At 59.3% G+C, this 11,565-nt stretch carries 8 protein-coding genes and 2 pseudogenes; 3 read left to right on the forward strand and 7 right to left on the reverse strand.

Annotated elements, in window-relative coordinates:
- Window positions 1-181: 181 nt before the first annotated feature.
- Both HV675_RS31305 and HV675_RS31310 read right to left on the reverse strand, forming a co-directional pair.
- Window positions 182-343, reverse strand: coding sequence for a hypothetical protein (locus HV675_RS31305; protein WP_175115337.1), 162 nt, complete (start codon window positions 341-343; stop codon window positions 182-184).
- Window positions 344-389: 46 nt separating this feature from the next.
- Window positions 390-848: pseudogene (locus HV675_RS31310) on the reverse strand (tyrosine-type recombinase/integrase); the annotation flags it as partial.
- 360 nt (window positions 849-1,208) lie between these two features.
- On the opposite strand from HV675_RS31310, the gene HV675_RS31315 reads away from it, so the two are divergent.
- On the forward strand, window positions 1,209-2,339 hold the full coding sequence (locus HV675_RS31315; RefSeq protein ID WP_175115339.1) for a PP2C family protein-serine/threonine phosphatase: 1,131 nt from the start codon (window positions 1,209-1,211) through the stop codon (window positions 2,337-2,339).
- Window positions 2,340-2,471: 132 nt separating this feature from the next.
- Here HV675_RS31315 and HV675_RS31320 read toward each other — a convergent pair whose 3' ends face one another.
- Window positions 2,472-3,590 (reverse strand): sensor histidine kinase, encoded by a 1,119-nt coding sequence (locus HV675_RS31320; RefSeq protein WP_175115344.1) that lies wholly within the window; start codon window positions 3,588-3,590, stop codon window positions 2,472-2,474.
- A gap of 135 nt (window positions 3,591-3,725) precedes the next feature.
- Between HV675_RS31320 and HV675_RS31325 the strand changes: the two genes are divergently transcribed.
- The gene (locus HV675_RS31325; RefSeq protein WP_175115340.1) at window positions 3,726-4,127 is read left to right on the forward strand and encodes a response regulator; all 402 of its coding nucleotides are present in this window, start codon (window positions 3,726-3,728) and stop codon (window positions 4,125-4,127) included.
- Between the two features lie 600 nt (window positions 4,128-4,727).
- On the opposite strand, the gene HV675_RS31330 is transcribed toward HV675_RS31325, so the two are convergent.
- The 3 genes from HV675_RS31330 to HV675_RS31340 all read right to left on the reverse strand — a co-directional run bounded on the left by HV675_RS31330 (window position 4,728) and on the right by HV675_RS31340 (window position 7,277).
- Window positions 4,728-5,447 (reverse strand): hypothetical protein, encoded by a 720-nt coding sequence (locus HV675_RS31330; protein WP_175115341.1) that lies wholly within the window; start codon window positions 5,445-5,447, stop codon window positions 4,728-4,730.
- A 323-nt stretch (window positions 5,448-5,770) separates the two neighbouring features.
- The gene (locus HV675_RS31335; RefSeq protein ID WP_175115342.1) at window positions 5,771-6,265 is read right to left on the reverse strand and encodes a YciE/YciF ferroxidase family protein; all 495 of its coding nucleotides are present in this window, start codon (window positions 6,263-6,265) and stop codon (window positions 5,771-5,773) included.
- A 127-nt stretch (window positions 6,266-6,392) separates the two neighbouring features.
- Window positions 6,393-7,277, reverse strand: a complete 885-nt coding sequence (locus HV675_RS31340) for a manganese catalase family protein (protein ID WP_175115345.1) — start codon at window positions 7,275-7,277, stop codon at window positions 6,393-6,395.
- Window positions 7,278-8,600: 1,323 nt separating this feature from the next.
- On the opposite strand from HV675_RS31340, the gene HV675_RS31345 reads away from it, so the two are divergent.
- Window positions 8,601-9,623, forward strand: a complete 1,023-nt coding sequence (locus HV675_RS31345; RefSeq protein WP_175115343.1) for an IS110 family RNA-guided transposase — start codon at window positions 8,601-8,603, stop codon at window positions 9,621-9,623.
- A gap of 368 nt (window positions 9,624-9,991) precedes the next feature.
- Here HV675_RS31345 and HV675_RS31350 read toward each other — a convergent pair.
- A pseudogene (locus tag HV675_RS31350) lies at window positions 9,992-10,915 on the reverse strand (IS1182 family transposase); the annotation flags it as partial.
- Window positions 10,916-11,565 lie beyond the last annotated feature (650 nt).

Raw genomic sequence — 11,565 nt, forward strand, 5'->3', positions numbered from 1 at the left:
GCTCGATTACGTCAGCCCCATGACGTTCGAAAAGAACTGGTTCGCAGCTCAAAGAGGCGAAGCCGCATAATTCCCCCCAGCTATGGGATTCGTCAAACGAGGGCAAGGTCATCCTTTGATCTTCGCCGTCTCAGTTACGGTGAAGATTTTCGCTCGCTTCATGTCGTTACCTTCGTCGTGGTTATCCGTCGAACTTACAGTTGTCGGTGAGCAGGTACGCTGCGGTGCGGTCCTCGAGGATATAGCGGTTGTGGCGCTTCAGTATGTGTGCGTCGCCGAGCAGCTGGCAGCCTGCATCGGGGTAGTTGCCGGTCGTCGAAATCTCGTATTCCACATCGCCCATCGCCACGTGCTCGGGATCTTCCTCGACGTCCTCGAGCGTGATTTTACGCGGTGTCGTCCAGTCCTATCGACGCAACCCACCGGTGTACCAACCGTGCGTATTGACGAGTCGAAAGATGCTGCGATGTATGTATCCGGCTCGGGAAAAGATAGTCGGCAGATTTCAGGTGACGTGCGGCGATCCAAGCCTCCACGCTCTGACGGGTGTGCTCCGTTATTTCGAACTGCACTGACCGTTGCGTCTTCTGCGGCATCACTATTGCGCGCGACCCGACGTGATTGCCGTGACAGATGTCCTGCACGCGCAGCCGAGTCAGGTCACATGCGCGAAGCTTGCTATCAATCGCGAGATTGAACATCGCTAGCTCCCGAACGTTCGATGCAATCTGCAGCCGGGTCCGGATGGCCCAGATCTCAGGAAGTTTCAACGGTGGCGTCTGCCCCGTGAGCTTGCCTTTATTCCACGGCACACGACAACCCATTCCATTCGCATTCTGCGTTTCCATGTCGATCTCCTTCCAGTTGGACGGAAATCCAGTCTGCGCTTTGGTTGGCGGTCGCTGTCCGACCCTTCTGAGACGTTGATGTTGCCGGTCACACTGTCCGAAGGGGATCGGAAAGCCGACATACACACCACACATGCAGATCGAGAGAATTACCGCTAGCCGCCGACGTGCTTGCAGATAGGATGCCGACCATTGCAAAGGGCTCCGGGCATAATGGGACGCTGAAGATGCGTAGCGATCGGAGAAGCGGCCAACAAGCTGACTTCAGCCGACCAGTAGCGGCTTTACAGCAATTTATTGACCGTTCCGCGGCGCGGCACACCCTTTTACTAGCCGCTTCAATCTTTACCGAGCCTGGCCATGCCCGCACATCAACGTTTCGAGATCAGCGACCCCAGCGAGGTTTCGTATGCGCACCGGAGTATCAGGGCAATCGCAGCGCTCCACGGTTTAAGCGAGGCGCGGATCGACGACGTTTCGATCATCGTTGCCGAGTTGGGCGCAAACCTGCTCCGGTATGCGACGCGCGGCGAACTGCTGGTGTGTCCGTTGACGGATAGCGCGCGATTGCATCCAGGGGGCGTGGGCAGAGCCGGTATCGAAATCCTGTCGATTGCAAAGAGCTTTGACACGGCTGGGGCCACGTCCAACTCTATGATCGCAGATTGGGCGGTTGGTATCTCCGAAGACGGTATGCCAGCGATGCGGCGACTTTCAGACGAGTTCGACGTCTGGAGCGCGCCGGGCGCCGGCGCAGTGCTGCGCGTCGTATTGTGGAGCGATGCACCGCCCCACGGTCCTGCCGCCGCAGCGGTCATGCCGGGTGGCGTCCCGGTCGAGTATGGCGTGATTAACCTGGCACTGCGCGGCCAGGTCCTCAGCGGCGACGCATGGGCATGCACACAGGGCGTTGAAGGCTTCACCGTGATGATCGCTGACGGCCTGGGCCACGGACTGCTAGCGCAGATCGCGGCGGTGGCCGCGATCGGGTCACTCTCACCGGGCAGTGGAGCGCCTCTGCCCGAGATCGTCAGCGTTGCCGATCGTGCCTTGCGACCCACGGTTGGCGCGGCACTAGGTGTCGCCCGTTTGCCGCCGCGCGCGGTTCCGCCTGCCCCCGGCGACCCAACGCCAGACTCTGACCAGCGCGGGACCGCTTTCTCGCGCGCGGATAGCGTTGCCCGCTTCTGCGGCATCGGGAACGTCGCTGCAAGCGTTTGGAGCGCGGCAGGCCATCGTCATCTCGTCTCGCATGCGGGCATCGTTGGGCGCGGCATCCGCAAAACGCAGGAATTCGACGGCGCGTGGAGCCCGGGAGCGCTGCTCGTGATGCACTCGGACGGATTGAACACGCGCTGGGATCTCGCACGTTACCCTGGCTTGTCAGCGAGCCATCCGTCCTTGATCGCCGCCGTCCTCTACCGCGATCACTCGCGTGAAGACGACGATGTGACCGTTCTCGTCGCCCGTGATCGCCGCGCTCCGGCATGAGAGTCGCCGGCTAGTGACACTGCGGTAAGCTTAACTTGGCGAAGCGGCCGGACAGATCTGCGCGACCCCTGTACTCGTGTTCATCGTCGGTCGCGGTCGCTTCCGCAAACCAGGCACAGCAGGATATCAGCGCTATTTGCCACGAGGCAGGAGTACGGAGAATACTGTTTCCGTCTCATCGGATCGCGCGTCGATCTCACCCGCATGGGCCTTGGCAATCTCGCGCGCGATATATAGTCCGAGCCCGAGACTCCCGCTGGCATCTCCGCCCTGATGACTTGTGCCTCGTTGTAGTGGATCAAAAATGCGATCGAGGGTTGAGCGTTCAATGGCATCGCCAACGTTCACCACCTCCAGGAGCACATCCTCGTCCCTGCCGGCAACTGTTACCCGTACCGGCGCGTCCTGCGATCCATACTTGATCGCATTCAGAACCAGGTTGCCAAGCAACTGCTGTAGACGTCGGCCATCCCAAACACCGACGCAGTCACCGAACACGTCAAGATCGACCTGACGGTCTGGATGCACGACACGCAGCTGGTCCAGTTCATCGGCAAAGATCTGAGCCAAATCAATGTCGGCGGGCGCGATACTGATACCCAGACCCAGCCTGCTTCGGTTGTAGTCAACCATATCGTCCAGCAACGCCTGCATGCGTGCGCCGCTTCTTATCAGGCGCGACGCGGCGCCCGACACTTTTTCACCGGCGTTAAGCGCCGCGAGATATGACGCGGTGATCTGGATAGTCTGCAGTGGACTGCGCATGTCGTGCCCAAGCATTCCAAGCAACAGATTGCGAGCCCGGTCGACGTAGGCGCTGAAAAAGCTTACCGACTCGGCGATGGACTGATCGATGGCCTCGTTAAAGCGAACGATGTCCTCCACGTGATGACTGTCGGGCTCAAATTTATCCATCCACAGGTGAAGCACGCTGGCGCGCAGGGCGCGGTATTCGGAAATCAGCTGGTTGATGTCAAAGCCGCTTTGCGCGCGCAGGAGGGCGTGCGTTTGTGCCGCGGTCTCCGTGGCATCGGCCAGTCTGGGCGTTCGCCCCATCGACTTTTCGAGCTGATCGGCCCCGCTTTGGGGAGTAGACAGATCCTTTGCGACAGCCTCCAGAAGCTGCTGCGCGTGGTCCCGCAAGGCCAGGGATTTCATGCCTGTAGCTGCCGGCGACAGGGTGCCGGCGAACTCCTCCCATCGCGACAGAATGGTTTCCATGTGTTCCAGAATGAAGTCGGCCAATCGCATGTCTGCCCCTGAGACGGACCGAGAAATCTCGATCGCAAATAAGGTATTTTTGCGGAATCCTTGGCTATTAGCAAACTGACTACACATAGACGGCGGGTCCATCGATTGCTGACTGTAAGGCAATAGGAGAAATCAATGCCGACCCTAAACGCCGCGCGCCTGCTCATCGCGGACGACGATCCGAACATACTGGCGGCGTACGTTCTGTTCTTCGACGCGCAGGGGTATCAAACGCGAACAACCGGAGATGGGGCGCACGCCGTGGCGGAATACAGCGCGTGGCGTCCGGATGCGGTCGTTCTCGACATTCAGATGCCCGGTATGGACGGGCGCGCGGTGGCAAGAGAGATTCGGCACCTGCAATTCATACCCCCGCCGTTACTGGTGGCGATCACCGCGCTGACATCGGCGGCCGAGCACGCCGAATCGCTGAGGGCCGGGTTTAACCACCATTTCGCAAAACCCGCGGACCTCCCGGTCGTTCTGGCTGCAATTGCGGCCCACATCGGGCGCCCTGCGGCCAAAGAAGATCCATGACAATAGACTTGGCGACCATCGATTGCTTTCCGGCACAGACACCCAACGCTAGTGGACCGCTTCGCCACTCATTGACGGATAGCGGGTCAAGGGCATTGGAAGAACGGAGACAGGAGCACCGTGATGACATGCGAAATATAATGGCGCGATGCACCAATTCTCAACGTATGCTGGTTCTGGTGGGAGCAAGGGATCTATGACGCCGTGACTTTCACCCGGCGGGAATTGTTCGATTGAATCGAATAGCAAGAGCAGCCGGGTCACACGGGTCTTCCCGTCGGGTATCAGACGTTGGTGCGCGGACAGGGAAGTAACGCGGCGGCGCCAGTATGAGAGCCCAAGCGGGCTGCCCGCCGCAAGAAACGGAACGATCTGCTCGAGATGAGTCAGATCGTCCTCGAACTGATTGTGAAGCATCGTAATCCCTGGAAGGTCTCTGCTGTCCCGTGATGAGTATGAGCTGGCCGCTGCGGCATAACCCCAAGGTGTCTTCGTGCGGCCAGCAATGCGGAGCCAAGGTCGGGTGGAGATGCACATCTACCGGAGGTGGTGCTGATTACTGCCTGAAAGGCCATTTCCCTTAGGAACGCCATAAGGTTCTCAAGGGACGGTGCGACCGGGGATCGCCCCATGAGTGGTATCGCGACGAAGCGGGACATTACCGCTCGATACGCCCGCTGCTTCCTCGAACGGCGGCTGGTGGCGAAAGCCCGCATGTCCCGACACGATGGAGATGATCGCGCCGACGATCAGGGCGGCAAACGAGAACCATGAGGCACGGGCGACGTTGCGCGCTGCCGTATCGGCTGCCTGACGCGCATCGGCCTGCGCTTGCGGGCTTGACGCTTCGGCGGTGGCGGACGCAATTGCGCCCTGGACCTGCTGCGTCAATGCGCTTACGGCTGTCCCTGCGGCTCCCGACCGACCCATCGTCGCGCCGACGGTCGCGCCGGTCGATGCTACGCTTCCGGCGACGCTCACCGCGCTACCGAGCAGCGAGGTGGCCCCGTAGAGGACCATCAGAATCATGACTGCCCAGGCCAGCAGCCCGTGCAGCCACCCGAGCATGGGCGCACAGCGGCCCGCGAAGTAGGAGCCGACAAAAACCGCAATGACCGTCATCACGATCAGATATGCACCGGAGCTAAAGGCGAATCCCTCCAACGGATTGGGCCGCGAAAGAGGCGCTAGTACGGACATGCCGATTGCCGTGCCGAGTACGCTCAGGATAAGGTAGGCGATCATCGAGAGAATGACGCCCGTGATCACGGAGCCCCACGACACACGAGGGAGCCCGCTTTGGGTGGCTAGGAGTTTCATGAATAGGCCTCGATATGTAGTTTGAAGTCCAAAGGTTGAATACAGGCGCTCCTGTATTCCACTCAAGCGGGCGCAACCGCTGTACCCGACAGTTCGGAGACGAAATCGGTGTTCATCAGTTACAACGTGGAGACGATCTGCCGGGAAGAGCTGCTTTTCCCGCGTACGCCGTGCCGCCGCTCATATCCAGCCACTGACTGAAAGCAAAACTGCAACCAGCCACACTAGCACCTGATAGGTGACCATCCACTCGTTCAAGGCGGATCCGCGAAATGGGCACGCGCTGCGCAGTTGCGAGCAGCGCGCCCCTACACCGAGCCGGTTCATTTGCCTAACGCTTCGGCTGCGATCTCCTCCTCAGCGAGGAGAGACAGCTTTTGGTCCGTGGCCTTCTCTTCCTTCAGTGTCTGTAGAAGAAGGGTGACTGCATGCGTCTCTCCGAGCTGCTTCGCAAGTGCGATGATCGAACCATAGGCGGCGATCTCGTAGTGCTCGACCTTTTGTGCGGCCCCAATCAGCCCTGCGTCCAGAACAGGGCCGCGCTCGATCTCATCGATCAGCTCCTGGCCCTCCTCAACGAGGCCTTCCATTGCAACGCATTTGATCCGCTTGAGACGGATACCGCAAGATTCGACAACCTGGTCGATCCGTTCAATCTGCCCCCGCGTTTCTTCCAGATGTGTCATGAAAGCCGCGCTCAGATCGGAATGTGTCGCCGCGCGGGCAAGCTTCGGCAGCGACTTCGTCATCTGCTTCTCTGCGCTGTATATGTCGGATAGCGAATGGATAAACAGATCGCTGATGGTCCTGGTGGTCATGGCTAACTCCCTGAATAGATGTATTCATGTAAATGTCTTGTATAAGACGTGAACGCATTGCTCCGTTTTGTCCGATCTCAGTCGGTCGACAACCGCCTCCTTTTCAGGAGGGCGGCTTAAACTCCGGTTACTTCAGATCGTCGGCAAGCGCCTCTGCGCTTCCGAGTTCCGCGCCAGTCATCGGGTCGCTTTCCGGATCGGACTGAAGGCGCGTGGCCATCGCAGACAGCGTCTTTTTCTCGGCGGAATCGAGGTTGACCCAGGCGTTTCCATCGCCGCCGTCCACCGCCGGTTCGCCATCCTTCATCGTGAGCCCCGTGCCGCTGTTCCAGGGTGCTCCAACCACCTCCCCGCCGTGCGACATCTTGAAGTAGGTACTCGCGAATTCGGGCATCGGTGCCAGCTTGCCCGACGGGAAATTGGGCGATATCGCATACAGCGCTTTTTCGAACGATTTCTGGTGCGCAACTTCACGGGTCATCAGAAAGCCCAGCGCATCGCGGATACCCGGATCGTCTGTGACGTTGATCAGCCGCTCATAGAGAATTTTCGCGCGAGCCTCCGCCGCGATGTTCGAGCGCAGATCCGCCGTCGGCTCACCGATCGTGTCGATGTAGGCGGCCGTCCACGGAACGCCGCCTGAGTTGGTCAACGCGGGGCCACCACCGTGCAGGAGCTGGGTGACGTGGCTATCGTTGCCGGCCGCGTTCAGCTTGCGGTACAGCTCAGCCTGCTCATCCACCGCTTCGGAAAGCTCGCCCTTCGAACCGCGGTTGAGCATTGCCACGATCGAGCCGATGATTTCCAGATGACTGAGCTCTTCGGTCGCGATGTCGTACAGCATGTCCTTGCGGCCCGGGTCTTCCTCGGCAACCGCCTGCGTGAAATAGCGCATCGCCGCGGCGAGTTCGCCCTGCGGACCGCCGAACTGCTCGAGCATCAGGTTTGCCAGACCGGGATTGGAGGCACCTACGCGCACCGTGTACTGCAGCAGCCTGTTGTGCATGAACATGAGAATCTCCGTTTCAAGTGAATGCCAGCAACACAGCGCATGGGATATGCCTGCGCAGCGCTTTTCCATTCGAATAGCCAGGCCGCGCGCCATGAGCCGAACTCGAGAAGGGTACAAACCTTCCACATCGTCGCTGCAGGCCGGCAGTCGTGGTGCGAGACGAATCAAGCGAGGTCGGAAGCAGGACTATCAGGCGAGGCGTTGATCAAATTGTTCCGCCCGAATCGGTCGCGCGCGACGGGGACACGGCACATAAGGACGGTCAGAACGCCGTGGTGTTGGTGGTTATGAGATGATGATCTGCATGACTGATGAATACAGAACTCTGCCAATCCCCTTGAAGGTGCAGAGCGCGACCCGAACGAGCGCAACAGACCGGGTATGCCGTTCCTACATTGCTTGCCGGCAACACCTCCCGTCAAGGCGACAGCTATTCCTGTCTGGCCTTCTCGCCTCCGTGCGCGGTGAACGCGCAGTCAGCGAAGGTGTGTACCCGTCGCTCGGCGAAGCTCAGGGCTTCCTCCGGACCAGGCGAAATCCAATGGCTCGGAAAAGCTCGCAATGATCTGCTCCACTCGATCTGCGGGCTCACTGGCATTAGACGTGTCAGAGCCTGCTCGTCTGAACGTTGCCATCGACGCCGTCCTGCCCGAATCGAATCGCGGAGTCGATGACATCACCCCGCGCTGGTGGGACTTGCTCCAGCGAACAACCTCGCATAACGCCGGACTTTGGACTCCCCGGGTTAAAAGGTGTCAATTCGCACGACGGACGAGAACTGACGCGGGCCTTTGGCATACGGGTCGCGATGCAATGGAAATTCCTGTTACGGGTACGCACGTAGCTCGTACCCTCTTCAATGACTGGAATGGTCATGATGACGTGCTCCGTGGCGGTGCTGACCGTCACTGAACCGTATCTATCCGGGGGCGAAAAAGGCGACCGGAGATGCATCTGGACGACTTCACAGTGCGCTTAATGGCGCAGCAAAGCAAACTAAATCAAGAGAAGATAACCGCTCACCGTTTCAGGCTGTCCGCGCGGTGAAGTGATGAAGATGCGCAAAGCAACTTGCGAAGGCACATCCGATCGTAGCCGTACTGGGCGGTTTGGCTGACACGGGACGAATGACCGAAACTCCACTGTGTTTTGGCCATTCACCCTTCACCAGCGAGCGTCGCTTCCAGGCCGAGATGGAATGGACACCGCCCTCCCTTCGGGGATGCAGGGTCCGGCAAAGAAGCGGAGGCCCTCCAGAACCGAACGGCATCAATGTGCCAGAGTGGCGTTTCGACACGTCCACTTGAGGAACGGAGGGCCCAAATGAATGCTACGACATACGGACTAGATGTTGCAAAGCACGTGTTCCAGATGTACTGGGTCGACAATCAAACAGGCGAGATAGCCAATCGGCGCTTTCGACGCGACGAACTGGTCGCGTTTCTCGCGCAGCGGCCGGCGGGCCGGGTGGCGCTCGAAGCGTGCGGCAGCGCGCACTGGTGGGCGCGTAAGATCCAGGCGCTCGGGCACGAGGTGGTGCTGTTGCATGCGAAGTTCATCCGACCGTTTGTCCAGACAAACAAGACTGACGCGGCGGATGCGCGGGCAATCTGGACAGCCGTACAGCAGCCGGGAATGCGAACCGTAGCAGCAAAGACAGAAGACCAGCAGGCGATGCTCGGTCTTCACCGGATGCGCTCGCCGCTGATCAAGTTCCGCACCATGCAGGTGAACCAGTTGCGAGGCCTCCTTTACGAGTTCGGCGTGTCATTCCGTGCAGGACGCGCGGCTGGTCTCGCCGAGATGCGAGCCCGCATGGCAGAGCTCGAGGATGCACTCCCGGGAACAATGTTCAGCAGCCTGCGCGACCAGTTGAGGCGCATCGACGGAATCGACCAGGATATCGACCAGCTTGAGAAGCAGATAAGTGGCTGGCACAAACAGGAAGCTGCATGCCAGGCAATTGCGGCAGTGCCAGGCATCGGCAGGCTCACCGCGACTGCGCTCGTTGCCACGATTGGCGATGCGAAGACGTTCAGGTCCGGACGCGAGTTTGCCTCATTTCTCGGACTGGTGCCCCGGCAAAGCGGCACAGGCGGAAAAACCCACCTTGGACCGATCTCCCGCCGAGGCGATCCGTATCTGCGCACGCTGCTGATCCATGGCGCGCGCTCGGTGATGTGTCACGCGAAGGTGCCGACTCCATGGCAAAAGGCGATCCTGGAGCGACGACCCGCGAATGTCGCGGCGGTAGCCCTCGCCAACAAGATGGCACGCACCGCATGGGCGATACTGGCCCACGGCGGCACGTACGATCGGCATCATGTCAGCGCGAGACCTGCTTAGCCAGCGAATAACGAAGGATGAGATGAAGTACCGATAGGTTGCTGAGGTTGATTCACATGTGATGGCGAAACCGGTCGGACCGCAGGAACACAAACCTGAACACGGCCTTGCGCTTAAAAGTGCGTGGCCGAGATGAGGATGTTCCCGTCGAATTCCATCAGGGCCCGCGGGCTTCGGCCTGCATTACAGGCCGGATATAAGACCGCAGCCGATACTTCGGTTAAGCATCGCATCAAGATCAATCTGGCAAACCGGGCGGTGTCCATATAAGGTCGTGTGGAAACGCCATTTTTGCCACTGAGGGCGAGATTGCCGGTCCGCTCAATCGAGTTTGATACGTCGAGCTTGTACTAATCGAACATCGCGCACATAAGCTCCGGGCCACTGAAGTAGCCGCGATCAGCCAGCACTTTCAGTTTCGGTTTGGCCATCGCTCTCCTGGCAGACATCGCCATCCTGCCAAGTTGACCGTGATCGTTTCCGACATTGGTCACTTCGTGTTCCACGATCAGGTGGTGCTTCGTGTCCACCGCGACCTGAACGTTGTAGCCGACGATGCCTGAGCCTCTGCCGCTTGTCGCCATGGACCGCGCGTCGGCGTCCGTCATCGACAGCTGTTTGTCCGGATGCTTCTGCAACTGCTTGCCGATCTGTGCGAGTTCCCGCATCTCCCGGCGCAAGCTGGCGATTTTCTCGTACAGACGCACGGTCTTCACATCGAAACCTGTCGGACTGATCCGGTCTGCGGTCTCGATCGCGTCGAGATATCGCTGAACGCTTTCCTCAATCTGCTGCCGGCGTTTGTCGATCTTGCCTGCCGTGTAGTTCCTGTCGCGGCTGTTGACAGCCTTGAACTTGCTGCCATCGATTGCCACCATGTCACTGGATAACAGCTTCAGTCCTCGACACAGTTCAACGAAACGCCGGCATACGTTGCGAATGGCTGCGCCGTTGTCCCGGCGAAAATCGGCGATCGTCTTGAAATCCGGCGCAAGCCGTCCAGTCAACCACATCAGCTCGACATTGCGCTGACATTCACGCTCAAGGCGCCGGCTGGAAGGAACACGATTCAGATAGCCATAGATGTATATCTTGAGCATCACGCCTGGGTGGTAGGACGGGCGTCCCGTAAGTGCAGGGATGGTACCGTTGAAACCAAGATCCTCAAGCTCCAGCTCGTCGACGAAGACGTCAATCACCCTGACCGGGTTGTCTTCTCCGATGTAATCATCGACGCATTCGGGAAGTAGTGCGACCTGCTTGCGGCTATCTCCTTCAACGAATCGCTTCATGAATCACCCGGGCTCAATGCGTTGATTCAGTTTAGGCGATCACGGCGTTTTCACACAGGCTCGACCCTGAGCGGACCTCAGGCCTTCCCAATAGCCGCCATTCCAGCCCGTTCATAAATTGCCTTTCTCAACGTCCTTGTCGTAGCGACCACCGACGGATCATGCAAAACAGCAAGTAGCCGAGAAGGATTACAGCAACGCTACCTGCCAGCGCGGATTCTATCAATGTGTTGTTGTGACTGAGCGCGAAGTGCTGTGGGTCGGTAGTACGGTATATCCGGGTCACCTTTCCCCACTGTGATACGCCCGTTTCAGCCTCGTTAATCCACATCCAGTACAGGCACCCCGCCAGCGCTGAGAAGATCACCGCCGCTTTCGCGGATACTCGGATCGGCTGGTCATAGTCGCTCGCCTGCTTTCCTAAACTCGCCATTCCCGGCACCTCTTCTGTTTGTAGACGGAGTCGGGATCGTAGCAGGACACGATCCGAAGGGCCGCGTTTTTGACGATTTTCATGCGGTCGTCGACGGTCCGCCTCTGGCCGAGGCCGTGTAAAAACGCGCGTGATCACCTAGACTGAACCAACGCGTTAGCGCGAGAGGCGAGGATGGGGCGATTTGTCGAAGGTGCGGACCGCAATCAAACAACGC

This window comes from Paraburkholderia solisilvae (assembly GCF_902859875.1).
GTDB lineage: Bacteria > Pseudomonadota > Gammaproteobacteria > Burkholderiales > Burkholderiaceae > Paraburkholderia > Paraburkholderia solisilvae.